Genomic DNA, 23,908 nt, shown 5'->3' with positions numbered 1-23,908 from the left:
ACATGTTGCTTCTGCTGACAGACTGGCTCGCCGAGCACCTGAGCGGCTTCACCGTATTCAGGTACCTGACGCTGCGCACTATCCTCGGCGTCCTGACGGCGTTGCTGATCTCCTTCGTCGTCGGTCCGCCGATGATCCGGCGCCTGGCCGCCTACAAGATCGGCCAGACGGTGCGCCAGGATGGCCCCCAGACCCATCTGTCGAAGGCCGGCACGCCGACGATGGGTGGCGCCCTGATCCTGGTCGCGATCGGCATCAGCACACTGCTGTGGGCCGATCTCGCCAACCGCTACGTCTGGATCGTGCTGGTCACGACGCTCGCCTTCGGTGCGATCGGCCTCGTCGACGACTACAAGAAGTTGGTCCTCAAGGACCCGCGTGGTCTGGCCTCGCGCTACAAGTACCTGTGGCAGACCGTCTGCGGTCTGATCGCCGCCGTCGCCCTCTATCTGGTCGCGGCGACGCCCGCCGAGACGGCCCTGCTGGTTCCCTATCTCAAGGACGTCTCCCTCCAGCTCGGCCCCTGGTTCATCCTGCTGACCTATTTCGTCATCGTCGGCTCGAGCAACGCCGTGAACCTGACCGATGGTCTCGACGGGCTGGCGATCATGCCGACGGTGCTGGTCGGCGGGGCGCTCGGGATCTTCGTCTACGCCTCGGGCCATGTCGACTTCGCCAACTACCTCAAGATTCCGTACATCGCCGGCGTCGGCGAGGTCGTCGTCTTCTGCGGTGCCCTGGTCGGGGCCGGTCTGGGTTTCCTCTGGTTCAACGCCTATCCGGCCCAGGTCTTCATGGGCGACGTCGGCGCGCTGGCCCTCGGCGCTGCCCTCGGCACCATTGCCGTGATCTCCCGGCAGGAGTTGGTGCTCTTCATCATGGGCGGGGTCTTCGTCGCCGAGACGCTGTCGGTGATGCTCCAGGTCGCCTCGTTCAAGCTCACCCGGCGGCGCATCTTCCGGATGGCACCGCTGCACCACCATTTCGAGCTCCAGGGTTGGCCCGAGCCGCGAGTCATCGTGCGCTTCTGGATCGCGACCGTGATCCTGGTCCTGATCGGTCTGGCGAGCCTGAAGATTCGCTGATGAGGTCGCCGACCCACAAGGCCACAGAAGGCGGTGTCGCGCCCGGGCGGACCCTCGTCGTCGGGCTCGGCAAGACGGGGCTCTCCTGCGCCCGTTTCCTGCATGCGCAGGGCGTGCAGGTCGCCGTCACGGACTCGCGCGAGCACCCGCCCGGGCTCGCCGCCCTGCGCGCCGAACTGCCCGACGTCGCGCTCTTCCTCGGGGGCTTCAGCCCCAAGGTCTTCGCCGCCGCCGAGCGGCTCGTCGTCAGCCCCGGGGTCCCGGGCGACCTGCCCGAGATCCGCGCGGCCGCGGCCCGCGGCGTGCCGGTGATCGGCGACATCGAACTCTTCGCCCAGGCCGCGCGCGCCCCGATCGTCGCGATCACGGGCTCGAACGGCAAGAGCACCGTGACCACGCTGCTCGGGCTGATGGCCAGCCAGGCCGGTTGGCGCACGGCGGTGGGCGGCAACCTCGGCGAGCCGGCCCTCGACCTGCTCGACGCGGCCACCGAGCTCTACATCTTGGAGCTCTCCAGCTTCCAGCTCGAGACGACGGCCTCGCTACGCCCGCGGGTCGCGGCCGTCCTCAACGTCTCGCCCGACCACCTGGACCGCTATCCCGACCTGGCGGCCTACGCGGCGGCCAAAGAGCGGATCTTCGCCGGCGCCGAGGCGGCGGTCGTCAACCTCGACGACCCGATCGTCGCGGCGATGGCGACCGGCTCTGCCGTGCGCCACGGCTTCACGCTCGGGGTGCCCGGGGAGGGGGCCTTCGGGCTCCGCGAGCAGGCCGGCGAGGACTGGCTCTGCCAGGGCATGCGCCCCTGGCTGCGGGTCGGCGAACTGCGGATCCCCGGGCGACACAATCAGGCCAACGCCCTCGCGGCGCTCGCGATCGGCGCCGCGGCGGGGCTGCCGCGCGAGGCGATGGTCGCGGCGCTGCGCCTCTTTCAGGGCCTGGCGCACCGCAGCGAGTTGGTCGCCGAGCAGGGGGGCGTGCGCTGGTACGACGATTCCAAGGGCACCAATCCCGGGGCGACGGTCGCGGCCCTCGACGGCCTCGCGCCGCCCGGCTCGGGCCATCGGGTCGTGCTGATCGCCGGCGGTGACGGCAAGGGCGCCGACTTCGCACCGCTGGCGCCGGTCGCCGCCCGGACCGCGCGGGCCGTCGTCTTGATCGGCCGCGATGCGCCGCAGATCGCCACGGTCCTCGACGGGCTGGTGCCGATCTACCGAGCTGGCGATATGGATGAGGCGGTGCGCCAGGCGGCCGCCCTGGCCGAGCCGGGCGACTGCGTGCTGCTCTCGCCGGCCTGCGCCAGCTTCGATATGTTCGAGAACTACGAGCACCGCGGGCGGGTCTTCGCCGCCGCGGTGGGGAGGCTGATCGGATGAGCGCGGTCCTGCCGCTCCCGCGCCGGCGTCAGGCGCGCCCGGAGATGGCCCTCGACTACGGCCTGCTGGCCTGCGTCGTCGGTCTGCTCGGTCTCGGGGTCGTCATGGTCGCGTCGGCCTCGATGCCCCTCTCCGAGCGCCTCTACGACGACCCGCTCCACGTCCTGGTCCGCCACGGCATCGCCCTGTCATTGGCGCTCGCCGCCGGCCTGACCGCCTATGCCGTGCCGACCGCCGGTTGGGAACGGGCGCGCACGGCCCTGCTGCTCGTCGGCGTGGCGCTGCTGGTCCTGGTCCTGGTCCCGGGCGTCGGTCACACGGTCAACGGGGCGACGCGCTGGATCCCGCTCGGGCCGCTCAATCTCCAGAGCTCCGAGTTCATGAAGCTCTTTGCGATCATCTACGTCTCCGGCTACCTCGTCCGCCACAGCGAGGCCGTCACGGGCAGCGTCATGGGTTTCGTCCGGCCGATGGTCCTGGTGGGCCTGGTCTGCGCCCTGATCATCGCCCAGCCCGACTTCGGCACCGTGGCCGTGATCATGGCCACCGTCATCGGGCTCCTGTTCCTCGGCGGCGTGCAGGCGCGCCACTTCGTCGTCCTCGTGACGCTGGTCGGTCTCGCGCTCGCGGCGCTGGTCGTGATCGAACCCTATCGTGTCGCGCGGGTCCTGTCGTTCCTCGATCCGTTCGCGGACGCCTTCGACAGCGGTTACCAGCTCTCCCAGGCGCTGATCGCCTTCGGCCGCGGCGAGTGGCTCGGGGTCGGCCTCGGCAACGGCATCCAGAAGCAGTTCTTCCTGCCGGAGCCGCATACGGACTTCATCGCCGCCGTCGTCGGCGAGGAGCTCGGTCTGGCCGGCGTGCTCGCCGTCATCGCCGCCTTCGCCTTCATCATCTGGCGGGCCTTCGTCATCGGCGCCCGGGCCTTCGCCAGCGAGGCACGCTTCGCGGCCTTCCTCGCCTATGGCATCGGCCTGGCCCTCGGCCTCCAGGCCTTCGTCAACCTCGGCGTGAACCTGGGCGTACTGCCGACCAAGGGCCTGACGTTGCCGTTCCTGAGCTACGGCAGCAACAGCCTGATCGTCGCCTGCATGGGGATCGGTATGCTGCTACGCATCGACGGCGACCTGCGACGCCGGGCGCGTGCGAGCGGACCGGAGAAGGGGTTGCGATGGGTACGCGCCTGATGGTCATGGCCGGGGGCACCGGCGGCCACGTCTTTCCGGCCCTGGCGGTCGCCGAGCGGCTGCGCGAGCAGGGGATGGAGGTGACCTGGGTCGGCACCCGTCAGGGGATGGAAGCACGCCTCGTGCCCTCGCGCGGTTTCGATCTCGACTGCATCCCCGTCTCGGGGTTGCGCGGCAAGGGGCGGATCGCGCTGCTGACGGCCCCGCTGCGCCTGGCCCGCGCCCTCTGGGCGGCCGGGCGCGTCCTGCTACGGCGCCGCCCGCACGTGGTCCTCGGCATGGGTGGGTTCGCCTCGGGGCCGGGCGGCCTGATGGCCTGGCTGTTGCGCCGTCCGCTCGTGATCCACGAGCAGAACCGCATTCCGGGGCTGACCAACCAGTGGCTCGCCCGCCTCGCCGATCGGGTCTTCGAGGCCTTTCCGGGGAGCTTTCCCGCCGAACGCCGGGCCGAGCCGTGCGGCAACCCGGTGCGCCCCGAGATCGTCGCGTTGGCGCCACCGGCCGAGCGCCTCGCCGGGCGCGCCGGCCCGCCGCGGTTGCTCGTGCTCGGTGGCTCGCTCGGGGCCAAGGCCCTGAACGAGACGCTGCCGCCGGCCCTGGCCGGCCTGCCGCCCCTCGGGCGACCCGTCGTGCGCCACCAGTGCGGCGAGCGCACGCTGGATGTCGCCCGCGCCGCCTACGCGGCCGCCGGCGTCGAGGCCGAGCTCGTGCCCTTTATCGATGACATGGCGCAGGCGTATGGCTGGGCCGATCTGGTCGTCTGTCGGGCCGGGGCCCTGACCGTCTCGGAGCTCGCCGCGGCCGGCGTCGGCGCGATCCTGGTGCCCTATCCGTTCGCGGTCGACGACCATCAGGTTGCCAATGCCCGCGTCTTGAGCGAGGCGGGCGCGGCGCGCCTCGTGCGCCAGCGCGACCTGACGGTCACGGCGCTGACCGAACTCCTCGCGACGCTGCTCGCCGATCGGGCGACGCTGCTGGCGATGGCCGAGGCGGCGCGCGCCTGTGCCGCGCCGCAGGCGGTCGAGCGGATCGCGGCGGCCTGCTGGGAGGTGACGAGACGATGAATCCGCATTGCCAACACGATGCCTCGCGAATGGGTCGCATCCGGCGCCTGCACTTCGTCGGCGTCGGCGGGTCGGGGATGAGCGGCATCGCCGAGCTGATGGCCAACCTGGGCTACGAGGTCTCGGGTTCGGACCTGCGCGCGGGCGAGGTCACCGAGCGGCTCACCGAGCGTGGCGTGGCGGTCTCGATCGGCCACCGTGCCGAGCAGGTCGCTGACGCCGACGCGGTCGTCGTCTCCTCGGCGATCGACGAGACCAACCCAGAGATCCGCGCGGCGCGCGCCGCGCGCCTGCCGGTCGTGCGCCGCGCCGAGATGCTCGCCGAACTGATGCGCTTCTACTATGGCGTCGCGGTGGCCGGCACCCACGGCAAGACGACGACGACGAGTCTGATCGCGAGCATCCTCGCCGAGGGCGGGCTCGACCCGACCTTCGTCATCGGCGGACGGCTCAACAGCGCCGGGGCCAATGCCCGGCTCGGCACGACCAAGTACCTGATCGCCGAGGCCGACGAGAGCGATGCCTCGTTCCTGCACCTGCAGCCGACGATCGCGGTCGTGACCAACATCGATGCCGATCACATGGCCACCTACGGCAACGACTTCGAACGGCTGCGGCGGACCTTCGGCGAGTTCCTCCACCACCTGCCCTTCTACGGTCTGGCGGTGCTCTGCATCGACGACGAGGAGGTGCGCGCGCTGATGCCGACGATCTCGCGCCCGGTGCGCACCTACGGCACCCGTGCGGAGGCCGACGTGCGGGCCGTCGGGATCCGTCAGGAGGGTCTGCGGATGCACTTCGAGGTGCACTGCGCCGACCTGCCCGGGGGGTGGCCGATCGAGCTCAACCTGCCGGGGCGCCACAATGTCTTGAACGCGCTGGCGGCGATCACGGTGGCGCTGGAACTGGGCGTCGACGAGGACGCGATCGCTCGCGCCCTGGCCGGTTTCCAGGGCATCGGCCGGCGCTTCGTGACCCGCGCGCTGACCGACCGGGCGGGGCGTGACCTGGTCCTGGTCGATGACTATGGCCATCACCCGCGCGAGGTCGCCGCGACCGTCGCGGCGGCCCGTGGCGGCTGGCCCGAGCGGCGTCTCGTGCTGGTGTTCCAGCCGCATCGCTACACGCGCACGCAGGAACTCTTCGAGGACTTCGTCCAGGTACTCTCCAGCGTCGATCTGCTCGTCCTCTGCGAGGTCTATCCGGCCGGCGAGGCGCCGATCCCCGGGGCCGACGGGCGCACGCTGATGCGTGCGATCCGCGCCCGCGGCGAGCTCGACCCCGTCTATGCCAGCGATCCGCACGAGGTCCTGCGCCTCCTCGACAACCTGATCGTCGACGGCGATCTGGTCCTGATCATGGGGGCCGGCGACATCGGGACCCTGATGGGCCGGCTGCCGGGGCGGCTGATCGAGGGGGACGCATCATGAGCGAGCGCTGCCGGGTAGCGTTGCGGATGGGCTGCGGCGAGCCGCTGTGCACTGGGATTCGGTCGCTCGCGCCGGCCCCGCGCCGCGCTGTCTCGAGGGTGCGGGTCACAGACCCGTACCGTGTCTTTCTGGGGCGTACGAGGAAGCGATGAGCGAGAGGGATCTCAGGGGGGAGCTGCGTGAGAACGAGCCACTGGCCCGCCACACGAGTTGGCGGGTCGGTGGTCCGGCGCGGCGTTTCTATCGTCCGGCGGACATCGAGGACCTGGCCGCCTTTCTGGGTCGGCTCGATCCAGACGAGCCGCTGCTGTGGTTGGGGCTCGGCAGCAACCTGCTGGTCGACGATGCCGGCTTCCCCGGGACCGTGATTCAGACCCAGGGGGCGCTCAAGGGGCTTGCGCTGAGCGCCGAGCGCGACGGGCTCTATGCCGAGGCCGGGGTCGCCTCGGCCCAGGCGGCGCGCTTCGCCATCCGCCACGACCTGGTGGGGATCGAGTTCCTGGCCGGGATCCCCGGCACGCTCGGCGGGGCGCTGGCGATGAACGCCGGGGCCTGGGGTGGCGAGACCTGGTCGAGCGTCACGCAGGTGCGCACGATCGACCGGTTCGGCCAGCTGCGCACCCGCACGCCGGCGGACTATGTCGTCGGCTATCGGCAGGTGCAGGGGCCGCCCGGAGAATGGTTCGTCGCCTGCGAACTGCGCCTCGCCCCCGGCGATGGCGCGGCGGCTCGGGCGCGGATCGCCGAACTCCTCGTGGCGCGCGCGCGCCGCCAGCCGGTCGGCTTGCCGAGCTGCGGCTCGGTGTTCCGCAATCCGGCCGGCGACCATGCGGCGCGGTTGATCGAGGGCGCCGGTCTCAAGGGGCGGCGCATCGGCGGTGCCGAGGTGTCGGCGAAGCATGCCAATTTCATCATCAACACCGGCGGTGCCAGTGCCCGCGACATCCGCGCGCTGATGCAGCTGGTCCAGGACGAGGTCGAGCGCACCGCAGGGGTGCGCCTCGTGCCCGAGGTCCATCAGGTGGGAGGCGACGGGGAATGACGCAGGATCCGGCGGTCTTCGGCAAGGTCGCGGTGCTGCTCGGCGGGCGCTCGGCGGAGCGCGAGATCTCGCTGAAGAGCGGGCATGCGGTGCTGGCCGCGCTGCGCGAACGGGGCGTCGACGCCGAGCCGCTCGACCCGGGCCCCGACGTCCTGGAGCGGCTGCGCGAGGGCGGCTTCGCGCGGGCCTTCATCGCGCTGCACGGGCGCGGCGGCGAGGACGGCCAGATCCAGGGTGCCCTGGAGACGCTCGGTCTGCCCTATACGGGCTCCGGCGTCCTCGGCTCGGCGCTCGGCATGGACAAGTACCGTTGCAAGCTCCTCTGGCGCGGTCTCGGTCTGCCGACGGCCGACTTCGCGCTGCTGCGCGAGGAGGCGGATCTCGCTGCCGCGGCCGATCTGGGCTTCCCGTTGATGGTCAAGCCGGTCCACGAGGGTTCGAGCATCGGCATGGCCCGGGTCGAGGATCGCAAAGCCTTGGTGCAGGCCTGGCGGGGGGCAGCGGTCTTCGATGCTCAGGTCCTCGCCGAGCGGTGGATTACGGGCGCCGAATACACCTGCGCGGTCCTCGGGCACGAGGCGCTTCCGCTGATCCGCCTGGAGACGCCGCGCGCCTTCTACGACTACGAGGCCAAGTACCAGGCGGAGACGACCCGCTATCTCTGCCCGTGCGGGCTGCCCGAGGCCGAGGAGGCGGTGCTGCGACACCTTGCGCTCGAGGCCTTCGACGCGGTCGGTGCGCGCGGTTGGGGGCGGGTCGACCTGATGGTCGACGACCAAGGCCGGCCGTTCCTGCTGGAGATCAATACGATCCCGGGGATGACCGATCACAGCCTGGTGCCGATGGCGGCCCGGGCGCGGGGCCTGTCGTTCGACGAGCTGACCTGGCGCATCCTGGAGACGACGCTCGGCCATGACTGAAGAAGACGACATCGCGCACGACAACCGACTCGGGCGGCGCCGGGCGGCGCTGCGCTGGCTCTTCGTCGCGGGGCTGATCGCCGTCAGCGTCCAGGGCCTCGCCCTGCTCCGCTGGGCCGAGCCGCAGGTCTTGCCGGTGCGCGCCGTCATCATCGACGGCGAGGTCCACCGCCACTCGCTATCGGTGCTCCAGGAGACGGTCGCTGCCCAGCTGACGGGCGGCATCGTCCTGGTGGACCTGGCGGCGATCAAGGAGGCGGTCGAGGCCCTGCCCTGGGTCGCCGCAGTGAGCCTGCGCCGGGTCTGGCCCGAGCGACTGGAGTTGCGGGTGATCGAGCACCGGCCGATGGCGCGTTGGGGGGCCGACGGGCTGGTCACGGCCACGGGCGAGGTCTTTCGCCCGGATCCGGACACGATCCCCGACGGGTTGCCGCTGCTCGTCGGCGATGATCGGGAGGCGGGGCGCGTCGTCGCGCGGTACTTCGAATGGCGCGAGCGGCTCGCGCCGCTCAATCTGGAGATCGCGGCGCTGGCCCTCGATGCCCGCGGGGCCTGGCGGATGGGTCTGCACAACGGGATGGAGCTGGCGCTCGGCAGTCGCGCGATCGACGAGCGCGTGGCGCGCTTCATACAGGCCTATCCGTCGCTGCGCCTCGCCGGGCTGCCGGTCGCAGTGGACCTGCGCTATGCCAACGGCTTGGCGGTCCGCTGGGTCGAGGGCGGTGCGAGGGTGCGCTCCGCGGCGGCGGGCACGGGCGAGGGAATCTCACGGGGGCGGAGCTGAGCCAGATGGCACGTAGAAACGACAAGAATCTGTTGGTTGGGTTGGATATCGGGACCTCGAAGGTCGCGGCCCTCGTCGGCGAGCTCAAGGCCGACGAGCAGATCGAGATCATCGGCGTCGGTACGCACCCGTCTCGCGGGCTGAAGCGCGGCGTCGTCGTCGACATCGAGTCGACGGTGCAGTCGATCCAGCGGGCGATCGAGGAGGCCGAGCTGATGGCCGGCTGCGAGATCCACTCGGTCCACGCGGGCATCGCCGGTAGTCACATCCGCAGCCTGAATTCGCACGGCGTCACCGCGATCAAGGAGCGCGAGGTCACCCAGGCGGACGTGGACCGCTGCATCGATGCCGCCCGCGCGGTGGCGATCCCGGCGGACCAGAAGATCCTTCATATCCTGCCGCAGGAGTTCATCATCGACGGCCAGGAGGGGATCCGCGAGCCGATCGGGATGTGCGGCGTGCGCCTCGAGGCCCGGGTGCACATCATCACCGGCGCCGTCAGCGCGGCGCAGAACATCGTCAAGTGCATCCGCCGCTGCGGCCTGGAGGTCGACGACCTGGTCCTCCAGCAGCTGAGCTCGAGCTACTCGGTCCTCGCCCAGGACGAGAAGGAGCTCGGGGTCTGCCTGGTCGATATCGGCGGGGGCACGACCGACATGGCGGTCTTCACGAACGGGGCGATCCGCCATACCGCGGTGATCCCGATCGCCGGCGACCAGGTGACCAACGACATCGCGGTGGCGATGCGCACGCCGACCCAGTATGCCGAATCGATCAAGGTGCGCCACGCCTGCGCCCTGTCGCGGCTCGCCGAGGGCAGCGAGTACATCGAGGTGCCGAGCATCGGCGAGCGCCCGCCGCGGCGCCTCTCGCGCCAGACGCTGGCCGAGGTCGTCGAACCGCGCTACGAAGAACTCCTGTCGCTGCTCCAGGGCGAGCTGCGGCGCAGCGGTTTCGAGGACCTGGTCGCCGGCGGCGTGGTCCTGACCGGCGGCAGCTCGAAGATGGACGGGCTCGTCGAGCTGGCCGAGGAGATCTTCCACATCCCGGTGCGCCTCGGCGTGCCCCAGCACTTCCTGGGCATGCAGGAGGTGGTCGGCGATCCGAGCTATGCGACGGGGGTGGGGCTGTTGATGTATGCACGCCAGCACCGCTTCGTGCGGCACGCCGAGATGGGGCAGCCGCTCGGCTTCAAGCGCATCTGGACGCGGATGCGCAGCTGGTTCCAGGGCAACTTCTGACGGTCGCCGCCCGACGGCGGCGGGATACGGTGGTTCGTTGGTGTGTCGGATCCTGCGGATCCGGCGGGTCGGGTGAAGGGGCAACGCAACAAGGTCAACGCGAGCGCAAGAGGAGACTGATCATGTTCGAGCTGATGGATACTCATAGTCAGAATGCGGTTATCAAGGTCATCGGTGTCGGTGGCGGCGGGGGCAACGCCGTCAACCACATGGTGGAGGCGGCCATCGACGGCGTCGAGTTCATCTGCGCCAATACCGACGCCCAGGCGTTGCGTGGCTGCAACGTCAAGACGGTCCTGCAACTGGGCGCCGGCATCACCAAGGGGCTCGGTGCCGGTGCCGACCCGGACATCGGCAAGCAGGCCGCCGTCGAGGACCGCGAACGCATCCATGACGCGCTCGAAGGGGCCGACATGGTCTTCATCACCGCCGGCATGGGCGGCGGTACCGGCACGGGCGCGGCCCCCGTGGTCGCCGAGGTGGCCAAGGAACTCGGCATCCTGACGGTCGCCGTCGTGACCAAGCCCTTTCCATTCGAGGGCGGTCGGCGGCGCAAGGTCGCCGACAATGGTATCCTGGAGCTCGCCGAGCACGTCGACTCGCTGATCACGATCCCCAACGAGAAGCTCCTCGCCGTACTCGGCAAGGAGGTCAGCCTGCTGAACGCCTTCCGTGCGGCCAACGACGTCCTGCTCAACGCCACCCAGGGCATCGCCGAGCTGATCACGCGGCCCGGCCTGATCAACGTCGACTTCGCCGACGTCAAGACGGTCATGGCCGAGATGGGCCAGGCGATGATGGGCATCGGTGCCGCCTCCGGCGAGAACCGTGCCCGGCTCGCCGCCGAGGCGGCGATCAGCAGCCCGTTGCTCGAGGATATCGACCTCTCCGGGGCGCGCGGTATCCTCGTCAACATCACCGCCGGGACCAACCTCTCCATCGGTGAATTCGACGAGGTCGGCAACACGGTGCGCGACTTCGCCGACGACGAGGCCAACGTCGTCGTCGGCACCGTCATCGACCCGTCCCTCGACGAGGAACTGCGCGTGACCGTCGTCGCGACCGGGCTCGGGCGTGAGCGTGGCGCGGCCCGGCGTCCCGCGGGCCAGAAGGAGCGCCCGGTGCGCCTGGTCGCGAAGGAAGGGCGGCCCTCGGCCGCCGGTCCCGACTACCGCGACATGGATCGCCCGGCCGTCTATCGGCGCGGCCAATTCAGCGAGGGCCACCGAGTGGCCGAGGGGAACGGCGGCGATTCGGATCTCGACTATCTCGACATCCCCGCCTTCCTGCGGCGCCAGGCCGATTGACGGGAAACCCCTCGAGCGGGATTACAAAACAATTCAGTCCATTTGCTTGCATTGCGCTTCGGTTGCTGATAAAAGCTAGGGAAAACCCTAAGGCCCGGCGCGAGGCGCCGTCCGTCGTGGGGTGATGCGTCCTCGATCGGTGCTCGCGCACGGCGCGAGATGCCGGTTGGGACGTTCGGCACAGTCAGGCGGCGATGGGAGTTGGCGCGCGATGATCAGGCAAAGAACACTGAAGAACGTGATCCGGGCGACGGGGGTGGGGCTGCACACCGGTGACAAGGTGTATCTGACCCTGCGCCCGGCGGCGCCCGACACCGGGATCGTCTTTCGCCGCGTGGACCTCGATCCCCCGGTCCTGATCGGGGCACACCCGGAACACGTCGGCGACACCCGGCTGTCGACGACGCTCGTGCGCGACGGGGTGCGGGTCGCGACCGTCGAACACCTGCTGTCGGCGTTCGCCGGTCTCGGCATCGACAACGCCTATGTCGATGTCGGGGCACCGGAGGTGCCGATCATGGACGGTAGCGCCGGTCCGTTCGTATTCCTGATCCAGTCCGCCGGGATCGAGGAACAGGACCGGCCCAAGCGCTTCATCCGCATCAAGCGGCCCGTGGTCGTCGAAGACGGCGACAAGTACGCGGTCTTCGAGCCCTACGAGGGCTTCCGGGTCGATCTGTCGATCGCGTTCGATCACCCGGCCTTCGTCTCGCGCGCGCAGCGTGCCTGCATCGATTTCACGACGACCTCCTTCATCAAGGAGGTCAGCCGGGCGCGCACGTTCGGCTTCCTGCGCGACATCGAGGCGCTGCGCCAACAGAACCTGGCCCTGGGCGGCACCCTGGACAATGCCGTCGTCGTCGACGACTACCGGGTCCTCAACGAGGAAGGGCTGCGCTACGACGACGAGTTCGTGCGGCACAAGATCCTCGATGCCATCGGCGATCTCTATCAGCTCGGCCGGCCGCTGATCGGTGCCTTCCGCGGTCACAAGACCGGCCATGGGCTGAACAATCGCCTGGTGCGGACGCTGCTTGCCGACCGCGCGGCCTGGGAGGAGGTCACCTTCGACGACGAGGCCGTCGTGCCGAGCGCCTATCGGCGGCCGGTTCCGGCCTACTGATCCTCAGCCGATCCGTCGCCGGGGCGGGCCTCGCTCGCCCCGGCCGCCGCCGCGGCGGCCGTCGCCCGGGCCGCGCTCGCGGCCAGCCGGCGGAAGGCCGCGGCCAGTCCAGGGTCGGTCAGCATCTCGGCGGTCGCGGCCAGGTGGTGCGCGGTGCCCGGCGAGGGCCGCGGTCGGGGCAGTGCCCGGCGCGCATCGCGCATCGGGCTCGCTTCCGGGGCGATCCGCACGCGGCAACGCCGCAGGCCGGGGTGCACCTCGGCCAGCCGGGCGAGGATCTCCGGGCCCATGAAGCGCAGGCGGGTCGCCCAGACCGCCGATTCCGCGACCAGCGTCACCGAATCCCCCGAGAAGACGGCCCGTCGGCAGTGCTCGCGCAGCGACGGCGGTAGCGCGCGCCGTGCCTCGCGCAGCATCGCCTGATCGCGGCGGATCTCCTCGAGCTGGGCCACCAGGGCGGCGCTCGGCCGCAGGAAGCCCGATACGTGGCGCAGCGGTTTGGTCATTCTGGGTTGGCTCGGGCGGGACGGGGTGCGGTGATGATCGCTTGGCCAGGGCAGGCGTCAGTGCGGCGGTCGGGGCTCATTGGCCGGCGGGGCGGGTTCGCCCGCGGTCCCGGCGGCGTGGCCGAGTGCGAAGAGGGCCGCGAGCTGCTCGATGACCTCGCCGAGCGCGGCGACGAGGATCGTCAGCTCGGCCTCGAAGCGCACCACCGGGTCCTCGTCATCGCCGTCCGCGACGTCATCGAGCAGCCCATCGGCGAGGCGCAGGCGCTTCAGTGCCAGGTCGTCGGTGAGGACGAAGTCGAGCCGCTCGGCCCACGCGAGGGCGAGCTGGACGACCTGCTTGCCGGCGTGCAGGTGGGCGGCGATCTCCTCGCCTGCGAGGTCCTGGCCGCGGCAGCGCACGACCGAATGGCTGTCCTGCGGGTCGCGCAACTCGCAGGCGTCGCCGAGCTCGAAGCCGTCCGGGCCGGCGCCGCCGGCCACCCAGCCCGTCAGGCGCGCCGTCGGCACCTCATCCGGGCGCGGCGGCGTGGCCGGTAGCGAGCCGAGCGTCTCACGCAGCAGGCTGACCAACTCCTCGGCGACCTTGTCGCTCGCCGCGTCGACGACCAACCAGCCGGCGCTGCGATCGACATAGGCGAGGACGCGCCGTGAGCGGGTGAAGGCGCGCGGCAGCAATTCGGTCATGATCGCCTCGCGCAGGCGGCGGCGCTCGGCCCGCCCGACGCTTCGGACCTCCTCGGCCTCGATCTCGGCGACTCGCTCGTCGAGGACCTCGGCGACGACGCTGGCGGGCAAGAGCCGCTCCTGGCGCCGGGCGCAGATCAGCAGCGCCCGCCCACCGAGGGTGTGGACCAGCGCCCCGTCGCCGTCCTGCGCAGGACAGGGCGCGGTCCAGCCGAGGGTGACCGTCTCCAGCGGGCCGCAAGGTCGGAAGCGGCGGCTGGCGAGCTGCTCCTCCAGGGCCGCAGCGTCCAATGCGAACGGCTCCTGAAGGCGAAACAGTCGGGCATTCTTGAGCATCTCGATCCCCTTGGCGGAAAACCCGCCATTATCGCGAAAACGGCCGGCGCGCGCTCGGGTCATCTCGCTCGGCGATCGCGCCTCCGTTCGGGGCGCTCGCCCCGGAGCGGGCGAGGGCCTTACCATGGCGTCGCGACGGACGATTGTCGGTCCATCGCCGCCGTGCGTCGCCCGGCCCGACGATCTCGCCACCTCCACTGCTGCAAGGACCCGTCATGACCGAGACCCTGGCCCGCTCGCCGTCCGTTTGGAAGACCGTCTTCAGCGGACGCATGGCCGTCGCCGCCGTGATGGGATTCTCCTGCGGGCTGCCGCTGCTGTTGACCCTCTCGGTCTTGCAGGCCTGGATGACCGAGGAGGGCGTCGATCTGGGCACGATCGGCCTCTTCGCCCTGGTGCAGCTACCCTATACGCTGAAGTTCCTCTGGGCGCCGCTGACCGACCGCTTCACGCCGCCCTTCCTCGGGCGCCGGCGCGGTTGGCTGCTGGTCTTCCAGACCCTGCTGATGGTCGCGATCGTCACCCTCGGTCTGACCAATCCGGCCGCCGACCCCTGGTTGGTCGCCGGCTGTGCGCTGGCGGTGACCTTCTTCTCGGCCTCGCAGGACATCGTCGTCGACGCCTACCGGCGCGAGGCCCTGGCCGACGACGAACTGGGGCTCGGCGCCTCGCTCTATGTGAACGGCTATCGCCTCGGGATGCTGCTCGCCGGCGGCGGGGGTCTGATCCTCGCCGATTTCGTGTCGTTCCAGACCGTCTACCTGCTGCTCGGTCTGACGATGGCGATCGGCATCGTCACGACCCTGCTGGCCCCCGAGCCGCCGCTGCTGGAGGGGCGGCCCCGCTCGCTGCGCGCCGCCGTCGTCGAGCCGTTCGTCGAGTTCTTCCGCCGCGACGGGGCGCTCTGGATCCTCGCCTTCATCCTGCTCTACAAGCTCGGCGACTCGATGGCCAGCGCGATGACGACGCCCTTCTATCTCGACATCGGCTTCTCCAAGAGCGAGATCGGGGCCGTGGTCAAGCTGTTCGGCTTCTGGGCCACGATCGGCGGTGGTCTGCTCGGCGGGCTCCTGATCCTGCGCATCGGCCTCTACCGCTCGCTCTGGCACTTCGGTCTCTTGCAGGCGGTCTCGACCGCGGGCTTCGCGCTCCTCGCGGTGATCGGCCCCGACACGTGGGCGCTCGCCGGTGTGATCGCCTTCGAGAACTTGAGCGGTGGCATGGGCACGGCGGCCTTCGTCGGCTTCATGGCGGCCCTGACCGACCGGCGTTTCACGGCCACCCAGTACGCGCTGCTCTCGAGCCTGATGGGGGTGCCGCGGGTGTTGGCCTCGGCGCCGACCGGCTATCTCGCCGAGGGGTTCGGCTGGGTCGGGTTTTTCGTCTTCTGCACCCTGATCGCGATCCCCGGGCTTCTGATCCTGCGCCACTTCAAAGCCTGGGCGGCGCCGCGCAGCCCGCGTGGCGATGTAGTTTCCGGCTAGAATAGCGACGCCAGATCCTAGGCAAGGCCCGCGAAGTAACGAGCCACGTAAGTTGGGTTAGGCGCGCCATCTCGGGCCTCAAGGTCTTGGTAAAGCGCTGGATGCGCGCCGTAACCCAACGTCGCAGTGGTCTCCGATTCTCCGTGTGTTGCCCCATCTCCTCAACCCGAAGGGAGGTCTTCCAGCCATGACCCTGACCGATACACCGACCAGCTATGGTCTGATCTCGCGCTTCAACCACTGGTTCGTCGCGCTGCTCGTGCTCGTCATGCTCGGCATCGGGCTGTACTTCGCCGATTTGCCAAAAGGTGATCAGAAGACCTTTTGGTTCCAGATGCACATGGCCATCGGTGCGCTGACCGCGGTCTTCGTCGTCTTGCGCGTGCTCTGGCGTGCCGTCAGCCGACGCACCCAGCCGTTTCCGCAGGCGCGGCTGTTCCAGGTCACCACCGATATCGTCCACGGCATCCTGATGCTCGCGCTCGTCCTGATGGTGATCACCGGGCCCCTGACGGTCTGGACCAAGGGTGTCGCGATCGCGCCGTTCGGGCTGTTCAGCATCGCCAGCCCGACCGGTGAGATGCCGAACCTGCACGAGATCCTCGAACAGGCCCACATGGTGATCGCCTACGTCCTGATGGGTGCTCTGGCCCTGCACATCCTGGGGATGTTCAAGCACCTCGTCTTCGACCGGCAGGCGCTGATGGGCCGGATGGTCGGCAACCCGAAGCCGGAGGCGTCGGCCGAATAGGCGGGCGAAAGAGGCCGGGCACCCGATCTTGGGGGGTTGCGGCCGAGCGGTCTCGCGGGACCTCGCCGTCGTCGACGGCGGGTGTCTCGCGCGAGGGCAGGCGCCGATGGCCGCCGATCAGCGCCCCGATCGTCGGCGGATGCTCGCGAGACAGGTCCCCCGGCGCAGGTCGGGAATGAGCCGGCGGCCGACTCAGGCCGCCTTCTGGTCGTCCCCTTCCAGCCGGCGGATCAACGGGTAGAGGTGCTCGGTCTCGCGCTCGATGCGGTTGAGGACCAGTGCGAACATGAGCTGGGTGTCCGCGACGAATTTGTCGTAGTGACGCCGGATCGTCAGCTCCCGCCGCGACTCCGAGCACCATTGCTTCAGATATGCGGCGAAGATGCGTTTGATCTCGGACGAACCCGACAGGAAACGATCGGCCGTGTTCTTCACGGCTTGGTCCGGGTGCGAGATGAGCTTGCCGCAGAGCTTGCGGTCGACCAGCTCGATGTGCTCCTTCACGGTCTTCGAATAATCCAAGAAGATGTCGCAGGCGATCCGGGTATCGCACATGGCGCGATCCTGGATCAGGTACAAGAAGACGTTCGAAAGCTCCGTGATCTTGTGATTCTGTTCGTGCAAGTCGGCAAAGATGCCCATGTCGTTCTCCAGAAGAAGGGGCACGTCGATATCGGCTGTCCTGGGGCGAGGGGCGGCTCGGGGCGAGCCGCGAGACCGGCGTAGGATGTCGTTTTATTAACGAATACTTATGCCTACGCCAGGGCGAACGATTGAGACATTACGACATACCGAGGGCGCGATCAACAGGGCAGGGCACCCGGACTCGCAATATCGCGGTGCCGGATCGAATATCTCTGAACCCTTTCTGAAGGGGCGCGCCGGGAAATTCAAGGCCGCCTTCGGTCATCGGTGTGCGCCGGGCGCCTCGTGCGCGCTCAGCACGGCGAGGAAGTCCGCACCGTATTGGGCGAGCTTGCGCTCGCCGACCCCGTCGAGGCGGGCGAGCTGGGCGAGGTCGCGCGGGCGCAGCTCGACCATCTGCATCAGGACCGCATCGTGGAAGATCATGTAGGGCGGCACGCCCTGCTCGGCGGCGAGCTCGCGGCGCCGCGCGCGCAGCGCATCCCAGAGCGGGCGGTCGGTCTCGTCGGGCGGCGCCGCCCGCTCGCCGCGGCGGCGCTTGCCGGGCGCGGGGTCGCGTCGTAGCTGTAGCGTCTCCTCGCCGCGCAGGACGGGGCGGGCCGCGTCGCTGAGGCGCAGCGAGCCGTGGCCCTCGACGTCGACGCTGACCAGCCCGCGGGCCACGAGCTGGCGGAAGACCGAGCGCCAACTCGTCGCCGCGAGATCCCGCCCCAGGCCGAAGACCTTCAGCCGATCGTGGCCGAGGTCGCGGATGCGGGCGTTGTCCGAGCCGCGCAGGACGTCGATCAGGTAGTTGACGCCGAAGCGCTGGCCGGTGCGGTAGATGGCCGACATGGCCTGCTGGGCGGCGAGCGTGCCATCCCAGGTCGCCGGCGGCTCCAGGCAGTTGTCGCAGTTGCCGCAGGGGGCATCGAGGGGATCGCCGAAATAGTGCAGGAGCGCCTGGCGTCGGCAGCTCGTGATCTCGCAGAGGCCGAGCATGGCCTCCAGCTTGCGCCGCTCGATCGCCTTGTGGCGCTCCTCGGCGGTCGAGGCCTCGAGCAGCTGGCGCAGGGTCAGCACGCCCTGGAGGCCGTAGGCCATCCAGGCCGTCGCCGGCAGGCCGTCGCGGCCGGCCCGGCCGGTCTCCTGGTAGTAGGCCTCGATGCTCTTGGGTAGGTCGAGGTGGGCGACGAAGCGCACGTCGGGCTTGTCGATGCCCATGCCGAAGGCGATCGTCGCGACGATGATGACGCCGTCCTCCCGCAGAAAGCGCTCCTGGTGGCGGCGGCGGGTCTCGGCGGGTAGGCCGGCGTGATAGGGCAGGGCCCTGAGGCCGCGCTCCTGGAGCCAGGCGGCCATGGCCTCGACCTTGCGCCGCGACAGGCAGTAGACGATGCCGGCATCGCGCGGGTGCTCGTCCTCGATCAGGCGCAGCAGGGCGCCACGGGCATCCGGGAACTGGCCGATTCGATAGCGGATGTTGGGGCGGTCGAAGCCGCCGATGAAGGCGCGGGCCTGCTCCAGGCGCAGCCCGGCGCGGATGTCGCGGCGGGTCGGCTCGTCGGCGGTGGCGGTCAGGGCGAGGCGCGGGACGCCGGCGAAGCGCTCGGCCAGCCGCCCGAGCTGGGTGTACTCGGGGCGGAAGTCGTGCCCCCATTGGGAGACGCAGTGCGCCTCGTCGATCGCGAAGAGGCTCAGGCGGGCGCGCCCGAGGAGGTCGAGCGTCCGTTCGGTGACGAGCCGTTCGGGGGCCATGTAGAGGAGGTCGAGTTCGCCGCGCAGGAGGGCCTGCTCGGTCGCGCGCACCTCCTCGAGGCCCAGGGTCGAGTTCAGGCAGGCGGCCCGCACGCCGTTCTGGCGCAGGGCCTCGACCTGGTCGTGCATCAGCGCGATCAACGGCGAGACGACGATGCCGGTGCCGGCCCGTGCCAAGGCCGGGACCTGATAGCAGAGCGACTTGCCGCCGCCGGTCGGCATCAGCACCAGGGCATCGCCGCCGGCGACGACGTGCGCGACCACCGCCTCCTGCTGGCCGCGAAAGCCCTGGTAGCCGAAGACCGAGTGCAGGATGTCGCGCGGTGTGGGTGCCATCGAGGACGCAAGGGAGCGAGGGACGGATTCGGGGCGGCGTGCGGGCCGGATGGGATCCCTGCGCTGCCGACGCGCGGGCGCCCCTGGTGGCGGGCATTCTACGGGAGGGCGACCGGCCTCGCGAGCCGCGGGCCGCCAGGTGCGGACCCGATTCGGTTATCCTTGGGGCCTCATCTCCACTTCCCGGCCCCGAGCATGCGACGCGAAACAGACGACCTGCGTATCCGCGACATCACCCAAGTCGTGCCGCCCAAGGTCCTCCAGCAGGAGTTGCCCGTCAGCGAGACGGCGGCCGAGACCGTCTTCTCTGCCCGTCAGGAGATCCAGCGGATCCTCCACGGCGAGGACGACCGGCTGCTCGTCGTCGTCGGCCCCTGCTCGGTGCACGATCCGCTCGCGGCGATCGAGTATGCCGAGCGCCTGCGGCCGGTGCGCGAGGCGCTCGCCGCCGACCTCATGATCGTCATGCGCGTCTACTTCGAGAAGCCGCGCACGACGGTCGGCTGGAAGGGCCTGATCAACGATCCGAACCTGGACGGCAGCTTCGAGATCAACAAGGGGCTGCGCCTCGCCCGCAAGCTGCTGCTCGACCTGGCCGAGACGGGGATCCCGGCGGGGACCGAATTCCTCGATCTGATCAGCCCGCAGTACGTCGCGGACCTCATCAGCTGGGGGGCGGTCGGGGCGCGCACGACCGAGAGCCAGGGCCATCGCGAACTCGCCTCGGGGCTGTCCTGCCCGATCGGCTTCAAGAACGCGACCGACGGGACCGTCAAGGTCGCCATCGACGCGATCCACGCCGCCGCACGCCCGCACGTCTTCATGTCCGTGACCAAGGAGGGCCAGTCGGCGATCTTCACGACGGGCGGCAATGAGGACACGCACATCATCCTGCGCGGTGGCCAGCGGCCGAATTACGACACCGAGAGCGTCAACATCGCCGCCGAGGAGATCGTCGAGGCCGGGCTCGTGCCCAAGATCATGATCGACTTCAGCCATGCGAACAGCCGCAAGCGCCCCGAGAAGCAGCTCCAGATCGGCCGGGACGTGGCCGGGCAGATCGCCCGCGGTGACCGCCGGATCATCGGCGTGATGATCGAGAGCCACCTGGTCGCCGGCCGTCAGGACCTCAACCCCGGCGAGGACCTGGTCTACGGGCAGAGCATCACGGACGCCTGCATCGGCTGGCCCGACACTGCGCCGCTCCTGCAGGAGCTGGCACAGGCGGCGGCGCGGCGGCGGGAGGTGCGCTGAGCCACGCCCGCCCCTGTCGCGGTCAGCGCAACAGGGAGGCGATATCGATCCCCCGCTGGACATACCAGTTGCGATCGAGCTCCCAGCGCACGCTGGCGACATCGGGCTGTCCCTCGACCAGTGCCTGGGCGCGTTTCTGGTGATGGATCAGCCGGTTCTGGGCGGCGATCATCGCCGGGTCGTCCTGGGCCTTGTTCGCGAGCGACGGCTCGATCACGCCGAGGAAGGTGATCGCCGGCAGATCGAACGAGCGGGGGCTGGAGAGGGTCGCCACGCCGTCGTCGAAGTCCACGACCCGAAACGGATAGGGATAGGTGGCGAGTTCGGCGTCGGCGGCGAGGACCTTGTTGAGCTCGCCGACACGCGGATTCCAGCTCGATAACAGCCAGAACAGGAGCAGGCCGACGACGATCGCCCCGAGGGCGATCGTATAGTTGCGCGTGAATCGATCCATGGTGTACGACCTTCTTGCGATGGGCCGGCCGGCACTGGCGCGGGCGATCGCGCGGTGGCCGAGACCGAGGCCGGAGGTAGGGTTTGGGATTGATAACGATTATCTGCGTGTGCCCGCCGGCGGCAATGCGGATTCGCAACAAGCGCCGGCCGTCCAGTGCGGATCCATTCTGATCTGCGGGAGAACGCAGACGAGGTGTGCCGGCGGACTCGGCAGGCCTCGCCGGCGCGGGTAGGAGCCCGCTTGCGGGCGATCGCCGGCAAGCCGGCCCCCACACGCTGCGAGGCGGGGTCGCCAGCGCACCCCGCCGAGGATCCCCCGTCAACCGTCCAGGCCCCTCGCGACAAGGGCGGAGCACGGCTCGGCCCTGGCCTGCCGCCGCCCTGCCGTGACCGGTCGCGGCTCCTGGCATATACTGATGCCCACGCGCTGCGCGACGGCCCGTCGACCGATGGCCTCCCCGTCGCACCGCCCCGCGCGCCGCGCAGACCTCAGCCGCCCTCGTAGCTCAGCAGGATAGAGCGATCGCCTCCTAAGCGATAGGTCGTGGGTTCGAATCCCGCCGAGGGCACCATTCACCGAGGAAGACGGGCGCCTGAACCGATCCGATTCCCCTCGGCCATCGCCCGCCCCGACCGAGCGGTCACGGCTTCCGCGAAGCATTGCGTCGTCCCCGTCGATGAGGATCTCACTGACGAGGATGTCGGGCTAACGCCAATCGAACTCGGGACGGCGGCGGGGTAGGGAAACCATGTCCCTGAAAGCTCAGCATGCGCGGCTTTCGTCCAGCCTTGGAGAACGCCAGATATACCGAAGGCGTGCCTGAGCGGATCGTGACTACCCCTAGTGGATTCGTGCGCCATGATGATTGATGGTTGATGTCACATGGATCTCCTAGCCGGTGGTTACCCGAAGGGCAGCAACCGGCCAATTCCCGTCACTGACTCATCGGACCTGAGCGTCCGGTAAACGCGCTTTGCGGTCACCCACGACCCTGAGCCTAGGCGCGTGCTTACGACCCGTTGCTGTCGCTGAGCCGACGGCTCCGAGCGACAGCTGAGGGTTCGACAACGGACATGGCACTAGGCGTGGCCGTGAAGGGCGCGAGGAAATGGAAGAGGGACTGCAGAGGAGTGACGTTGGGGCGGCACGCGGGGCCGAGATACCAGCGCACGTTGCCGAAACGTGAAGCGAGACGGCAGTTTGGGGCCGGGTAGAGCCCTCTTGTCCACGAGTGATATCGTTTGCGCTATAGTGCAATCACTCTTGCTCAACCTGGGTACCGAAGACCATGGCATCCTTCACTGTTCGTAACCTGCCCGAAGAAACGCATCGCGCCTTGCGGGCGCGGGCGGCGGCCCATGGCCGCAGCACCGAGGCGGAAATCCGAGCCATCCTCGAAAGTGCTGTCAGACCGGATGAGCGGGTCAAGCTCGGTTCCCTGCTGGCTGAAATCGGCCGCGAAGTGGGTGGCGCGGACCTGGAAATCGAACGCGACAGGACAAGGGGCGAGCCGGTGGATCTGGGATGATCCTGATCGATACCAACGTGGTTTCCGAGCCCTTGAAGGCATCAGGTAACCCGAATGTGCGGGCATGGTTCGATGCACAGGCCATTGAGACGCTTTACCTCTCCACGATCAGCCTCGCGGAACTGCGCTTTGGCATTGCGGTGCTGCCCGATGGCAAGCGCCGGGAACTGCTTCAGACCAGTCTCGAAACGCGTGTCGTGCCTCTATTCGCTGGCCGTATCCTGGCCTTCGATGAGCCTGCATCCCAGTCCTATGCGCGCCTGCGTGCCTGGGCGCGGGCCACCGGCATAGCCATCGCACCAGCCGACGGCTACATCGCGGCGATCGCCGCTACCCATGGATTCGCGGTGGCGACGCGCGACATCCAACCGTTCGAAGCGGCGGGTGTTGTCGTCATCAACCCCTGGACTTGGCAGGCTCATTGATCCAGCGGTTCGCACCTGCCCGCGGAGCGCAACTCCAGCGTCCGCTGTGCGCTTGCGACCTGCCGCTGAATCAACGCGGCTGGGCGGCAGCAAATGGCCGGCCAGAGTCACAGGGTTGACTGCGACAGGCCGCTATGCGTCCGGAGCGGCCGCTCAGTCCCTTGTTGTCAGCGGGAGCGATGGTTCTCGATTCCGGACCCTTGCACCGCCTGTCGGCCGGTGCCGCAGTGCGAAAAGATCAGCGAAAGTCAGGTGAGCGAATCTTATCCGTGACGAGATAATGTTGGAAGCAACACCTGCTCCCGACGCTGATCTCCCAGATCACCCGCATCTCCGGCGTGGTGGCGGGGATTTTTCGCATGCGAAAGTACGGGGCGCCGCCGTCTTCGACGCCTGCCTAACCGAAAACCCGCGTCACATGGCAAGACTTGCCAACCCTTGGCGACAGTGCCAACCTGAGGGCAAAAGGAGGTGCCCGATGCAGACCATGAACATTTCCCTGCCCGAACCGCTCAAGGCGTTCGTTGACGGGCAGGTGGCCCAGGGGCGCTATAGCAGCGCGAGCGAGTACGTGCGCGAGCTGATTCGTGCCGACGAGCGGCGCAAGGCTCAGGAGGCGCTGGAGTCGGCGCTTCTCGAAGGGCTGAACAGTCCCGAGGCGCCACTGGCCGCGGAGGACTGGACGGCGATCCGCGCGGAGGCCACGAACCGCCTGGCCGCGCGCAAGCAACGAGGCTGATGGGCCGGGTCTATCGGCGGGCGACGGCACGGCGGGATCTGGTCGAGCACTTCGTCTATCTGGCCGAGATGGCCGGGCAGGACACCGCCGAGCGATTTCTGGACAGTGCCCGGTCCAGCTTCGAGGTCTTGGCCAAGCAGCCGATGATGGGCTCCCAGATTCGGACACATGATCCCGCCCTGGCCGGGATGAGGAAGTGGCCGGTCCGAGACTTCAGGGGCTATCTGATCTTCTATCTGCCGCGCACGGACGGGATCTCCGTGGTTCGGGTACTGCACGGCTCGCGGGACTGGTGGGACCTGTTGGGGATCGAGACGGATTAGGCTCGGCCTCTCCCCCCTCGCTGCATGGGAGCCGAGGTCGGAGCCCTCGCGCACAGAGCCGCGTTCCAATCCTTGGTGTCCGACGGCACCGCCCGGTCGACTGCCATGTCTGCTTTCCCGCTTTCCGCGACGAGCCGCTCG

23 protein-coding genes and 1 tRNA gene are annotated in these 23,908 nt (G+C 69.3%); 19 read left to right on the top strand and 5 right to left on the bottom strand.

The genetic code is table 11. The annotated features are described in order from the left end of the window. Positions 1-2 precede the first annotated feature (2 nt). The 11 genes from mraY (at position 3) to lpxC (ending at position 12,559) form a co-directional block, all read left to right on the top strand. Entirely contained in the window at positions 3-1,085 is a 1,083-nt protein-coding gene (gene mraY, locus CKO41_RS06870) for a phospho-N-acetylmuramoyl-pentapeptide-transferase (RefSeq protein WP_200381649.1), read from the top strand. Continuing rightward, a complete protein-coding gene (murD, locus tag CKO41_RS06865) occupies positions 1,085-2,461 on the top strand; it encodes a UDP-N-acetylmuramoyl-L-alanine--D-glutamate ligase (protein WP_200381648.1) in 1,377 nt (458 codons plus the stop codon). The genes mraY and murD overlap by 1 nt, the downstream gene beginning before the upstream one ends. After that, positions 2,458-3,648 carry a putative lipid II flippase FtsW gene (gene ftsW / locus CKO41_RS06860; protein WP_200249462.1) on the top strand — a complete coding sequence of 397 codons (1,191 nt, stop codon included), beginning with the start codon at positions 2,458-2,460 and terminating at the stop codon, positions 3,646-3,648. The genes murD and ftsW overlap by 4 nt, the downstream gene beginning before the upstream one ends. Then, a complete protein-coding gene (murG, locus tag CKO41_RS06855; protein WP_200381647.1) occupies positions 3,633-4,712 on the top strand; it encodes an undecaprenyldiphospho-muramoylpentapeptide beta-N-acetylglucosaminyltransferase in 1,080 nt (359 codons plus the stop codon). Before ftsW ends, murG begins: the two co-directional genes overlap by 16 nt. Continuing rightward, the gene (gene murC, locus CKO41_RS06850) at positions 4,709-6,142 is read left to right on the top strand and encodes a UDP-N-acetylmuramate--L-alanine ligase (protein WP_200252511.1); all 1,434 of its coding nucleotides are present in this window, start codon (positions 4,709-4,711) and stop codon (positions 6,140-6,142) included. The genes murG and murC overlap by 4 nt, the downstream gene beginning before the upstream one ends. A gap of 148 nt (positions 6,143-6,290) precedes the next feature. Continuing rightward, a complete protein-coding gene (gene murB, locus CKO41_RS06845; protein WP_200252514.1) occupies positions 6,291-7,184 on the top strand; it encodes a UDP-N-acetylmuramate dehydrogenase in 894 nt (297 codons plus the stop codon). Further along, positions 7,181-8,104 (top strand): D-alanine--D-alanine ligase, encoded by a 924-nt coding sequence (locus tag CKO41_RS06840; protein ID WP_200252517.1) that lies wholly within the window; start codon positions 7,181-7,183, stop codon positions 8,102-8,104. The genes murB and CKO41_RS06840 overlap by 4 nt, the downstream gene beginning before the upstream one ends. Continuing rightward, positions 8,097-8,888, top strand: a complete 792-nt coding sequence (locus CKO41_RS06835) for a cell division protein FtsQ/DivIB (RefSeq protein ID WP_200252520.1) — start codon at positions 8,097-8,099, stop codon at positions 8,886-8,888. The genes CKO41_RS06840 and CKO41_RS06835 overlap by 8 nt, the downstream gene beginning before the upstream one ends. A gap of 5 nt (positions 8,889-8,893) precedes the next feature. Further along, on the top strand, positions 8,894-10,129 hold the full coding sequence (ftsA, locus tag CKO41_RS06830) for a cell division protein FtsA (RefSeq protein ID WP_200381646.1): 1,236 nt from the start codon (positions 8,894-8,896) through the stop codon (positions 10,127-10,129). A gap of 122 nt (positions 10,130-10,251) precedes the next feature. After that, on the top strand, positions 10,252-11,436 hold the full coding sequence (gene ftsZ / locus CKO41_RS06825) for a cell division protein FtsZ (RefSeq protein WP_200252526.1): 1,185 nt from the start codon (positions 10,252-10,254) through the stop codon (positions 11,434-11,436). Between the two features lie 211 nt (positions 11,437-11,647). Then, a complete protein-coding gene (lpxC, locus tag CKO41_RS06820; RefSeq protein ID WP_200252529.1) occupies positions 11,648-12,559 on the top strand; it encodes a UDP-3-O-acyl-N-acetylglucosamine deacetylase in 912 nt (303 codons plus the stop codon). Here lpxC and CKO41_RS06815 read toward each other — a convergent pair. Together CKO41_RS06815 and CKO41_RS06810 are read right to left on the bottom strand one after the other, a co-directional pair. Then, entirely contained in the window at positions 12,553-13,065 is a 513-nt protein-coding gene (locus CKO41_RS06815) for a DciA family protein (protein ID WP_200381645.1), read from the bottom strand. The genes lpxC and CKO41_RS06815 overlap by 7 nt on opposite strands. 57 nt (positions 13,066-13,122) lie before the next feature. After that, positions 13,123-14,088: a recombination-associated protein RdgC gene (locus tag CKO41_RS06810; protein WP_200381644.1), complete on the bottom strand. Its 966-nt coding sequence runs from the start codon at positions 14,086-14,088 to the stop codon at positions 13,123-13,125. Positions 14,089-14,303: 215 nt separating this feature from the next. On the opposite strand from CKO41_RS06810, the gene CKO41_RS06805 reads away from it, so the two are divergent. Both CKO41_RS06805 and CKO41_RS06800 read left to right on the top strand, forming a co-directional pair. After that, positions 14,304-15,572, top strand: coding sequence for an AmpG family muropeptide MFS transporter (locus CKO41_RS06805; RefSeq protein ID WP_200252535.1), 1,269 nt, complete (start codon positions 14,304-14,306; stop codon positions 15,570-15,572). Positions 15,573-15,759: 187 nt separating this feature from the next. Beyond that, positions 15,760-16,323, top strand: a complete 564-nt coding sequence (locus tag CKO41_RS06800) for a cytochrome b (protein WP_200252537.1) — start codon at positions 15,760-15,762, stop codon at positions 16,321-16,323. A 192-nt stretch (positions 16,324-16,515) separates the two neighbouring features. Here the strand turns inward: CKO41_RS06800 and CKO41_RS06795 are convergent, their stop codons facing one another. After that, positions 16,516-16,965 (bottom strand): hypothetical protein, encoded by a 450-nt coding sequence (locus tag CKO41_RS06795; RefSeq protein ID WP_200252539.1) that lies wholly within the window; start codon positions 16,963-16,965, stop codon positions 16,516-16,518. Between the two features lie 264 nt (positions 16,966-17,229). Next, on the bottom strand, positions 17,230-19,041 hold the full coding sequence (recQ, locus tag CKO41_RS06790; protein WP_200381643.1) for a DNA helicase RecQ: 1,812 nt from the start codon (positions 19,039-19,041) through the stop codon (positions 17,230-17,232). Between the two features lie 195 nt (positions 19,042-19,236). Between recQ and CKO41_RS06785 the strand changes: the two genes are divergently transcribed. Then, complete coding sequence (locus tag CKO41_RS06785) at positions 19,237-20,295, top strand: 3-deoxy-7-phosphoheptulonate synthase (RefSeq protein WP_200381642.1); 1,059 nt, start codon at positions 19,237-19,239, stop codon at positions 20,293-20,295. A 22-nt stretch (positions 20,296-20,317) separates the two neighbouring features. Here CKO41_RS06785 and CKO41_RS06780 read toward each other — a convergent pair whose 3' ends face one another. Further along, a complete protein-coding gene (locus tag CKO41_RS06780) occupies positions 20,318-20,749 on the bottom strand; it encodes a hypothetical protein (RefSeq protein ID WP_200381641.1) in 432 nt (143 codons plus the stop codon). Positions 20,750-21,246: 497 nt separating this feature from the next. On the opposite strand from CKO41_RS06780, the gene CKO41_RS06775 reads away from it, so the two are divergent. The 5 genes from CKO41_RS06775 (at position 21,247) to CKO41_RS06755 (ending at position 23,767) form a co-directional block, all read left to right on the top strand. Then, positions 21,247-21,323 (top strand) — tRNA-Arg (locus CKO41_RS06775). A 717-nt stretch (positions 21,324-22,040) separates the two neighbouring features. After that, a complete protein-coding gene (locus tag CKO41_RS06770) occupies positions 22,041-22,280 on the top strand; it encodes a FitA-like ribbon-helix-helix domain-containing protein (protein WP_200254236.1) in 240 nt (79 codons plus the stop codon). Further along, entirely contained in the window at positions 22,277-22,705 is a 429-nt protein-coding gene (locus CKO41_RS06765; RefSeq protein WP_200254234.1) for a type II toxin-antitoxin system VapC family toxin, read from the top strand. The genes CKO41_RS06770 and CKO41_RS06765 overlap by 4 nt, the downstream gene beginning before the upstream one ends. Before the next feature lie 478 nt (positions 22,706-23,183). Beyond that, positions 23,184-23,444, top strand: a complete 261-nt coding sequence (locus tag CKO41_RS06760) for a type II toxin-antitoxin system ParD family antitoxin (RefSeq protein ID WP_200254232.1) — start codon at positions 23,184-23,186, stop codon at positions 23,442-23,444. Then, on the top strand, positions 23,444-23,767 hold the full coding sequence (locus CKO41_RS06755) for a type II toxin-antitoxin system RelE/ParE family toxin (RefSeq protein WP_200381640.1): 324 nt from the start codon (positions 23,444-23,446) through the stop codon (positions 23,765-23,767). Before CKO41_RS06760 ends, CKO41_RS06755 begins: the two co-directional genes overlap by 1 nt. The last annotated feature ends 141 nt before the right edge of the window (positions 23,768-23,908 follow it).

This window comes from Thiococcus pfennigii, assembly GCF_016583835.1.
Taxonomy (GTDB): domain Bacteria; phylum Pseudomonadota; class Gammaproteobacteria; order Chromatiales; family Chromatiaceae; genus Thiococcus; species Thiococcus pfennigii.
This window is presented reverse-complemented; position numbering and strand designations above follow the sequence as displayed.

What these genes read in the sequence shown, in the direction of transcription:
- mraY (WP_200381649.1), top strand. Translation starts at nt 3, where the DNA reads ATGTTGCTTCTGCTGACAGACTGGCTCGCCGAGCACCTGAGCGGCTTC.
- murD (WP_200381648.1), top strand. Translation starts at nt 1,085, where the DNA reads ATGAGGTCGCCGACCCACAAGGCCACAGAAGGCGGTGTCGCGCCCGGG.
- ftsW (WP_200249462.1), top strand. Translation starts at nt 2,458, where the DNA reads ATGAGCGCGGTCCTGCCGCTCCCGCGCCGGCGTCAGGCGCGCCCGGAG.
- murG (WP_200381647.1), top strand. Translation starts at nt 3,633, where the DNA reads ATGGGTACGCGCCTGATGGTCATGGCCGGGGGCACCGGCGGCCACGTC.
- murC (WP_200252511.1), top strand. Translation starts at nt 4,709, where the DNA reads ATGAATCCGCATTGCCAACACGATGCCTCGCGAATGGGTCGCATCCGG.
- murB (WP_200252514.1), top strand. Translation starts at nt 6,291, where the DNA reads ATGAGCGAGAGGGATCTCAGGGGGGAGCTGCGTGAGAACGAGCCACTG.
- CKO41_RS06840 (WP_200252517.1), top strand. Translation starts at nt 7,181, where the DNA reads ATGACGCAGGATCCGGCGGTCTTCGGCAAGGTCGCGGTGCTGCTCGGC.
- CKO41_RS06835 (WP_200252520.1), top strand. Translation starts at nt 8,097, where the DNA reads ATGACTGAAGAAGACGACATCGCGCACGACAACCGACTCGGGCGGCGC.
- ftsA (WP_200381646.1), top strand. Translation starts at nt 8,894, where the DNA reads ATGGCACGTAGAAACGACAAGAATCTGTTGGTTGGGTTGGATATCGGG.
- ftsZ (WP_200252526.1), top strand. Translation starts at nt 10,252, where the DNA reads ATGTTCGAGCTGATGGATACTCATAGTCAGAATGCGGTTATCAAGGTC.
- lpxC (WP_200252529.1), top strand. Translation starts at nt 11,648, where the DNA reads ATGATCAGGCAAAGAACACTGAAGAACGTGATCCGGGCGACGGGGGTG.
- CKO41_RS06815 (WP_200381645.1), bottom strand. Translation starts at nt 13,065, where the DNA reads ATGACCAAACCGCTGCGCCACGTATCGGGCTTCCTGCGGCCGAGCGCC.
- CKO41_RS06810 (WP_200381644.1), bottom strand. Translation starts at nt 14,088, where the DNA reads ATGCTCAAGAATGCCCGACTGTTTCGCCTTCAGGAGCCGTTCGCATTG.
- CKO41_RS06805 (WP_200252535.1), top strand. Translation starts at nt 14,304, where the DNA reads ATGACCGAGACCCTGGCCCGCTCGCCGTCCGTTTGGAAGACCGTCTTC.
- CKO41_RS06800 (WP_200252537.1), top strand. Translation starts at nt 15,760, where the DNA reads ATGACCCTGACCGATACACCGACCAGCTATGGTCTGATCTCGCGCTTC.
- CKO41_RS06795 (WP_200252539.1), bottom strand. Translation starts at nt 16,965, where the DNA reads ATGGGCATCTTTGCCGACTTGCACGAACAGAATCACAAGATCACGGAG.
- recQ (WP_200381643.1), bottom strand. Translation starts at nt 19,041, where the DNA reads ATGGCACCCACACCGCGCGACATCCTGCACTCGGTCTTCGGCTACCAG.
- CKO41_RS06785 (WP_200381642.1), top strand. Translation starts at nt 19,237, where the DNA reads ATGCGACGCGAAACAGACGACCTGCGTATCCGCGACATCACCCAAGTC.
- CKO41_RS06780 (WP_200381641.1), bottom strand. Translation starts at nt 20,749, where the DNA reads ATGGATCGATTCACGCGCAACTATACGATCGCCCTCGGGGCGATCGTC.
- CKO41_RS06770 (WP_200254236.1), top strand. Translation starts at nt 22,041, where the DNA reads ATGGCATCCTTCACTGTTCGTAACCTGCCCGAAGAAACGCATCGCGCC.
- CKO41_RS06765 (WP_200254234.1), top strand. Translation starts at nt 22,277, where the DNA reads ATGATCCTGATCGATACCAACGTGGTTTCCGAGCCCTTGAAGGCATCA.
- CKO41_RS06760 (WP_200254232.1), top strand. Translation starts at nt 23,184, where the DNA reads ATGCAGACCATGAACATTTCCCTGCCCGAACCGCTCAAGGCGTTCGTT.
- CKO41_RS06755 (WP_200381640.1), top strand. Translation starts at nt 23,444, where the DNA reads ATGGGCCGGGTCTATCGGCGGGCGACGGCACGGCGGGATCTGGTCGAG.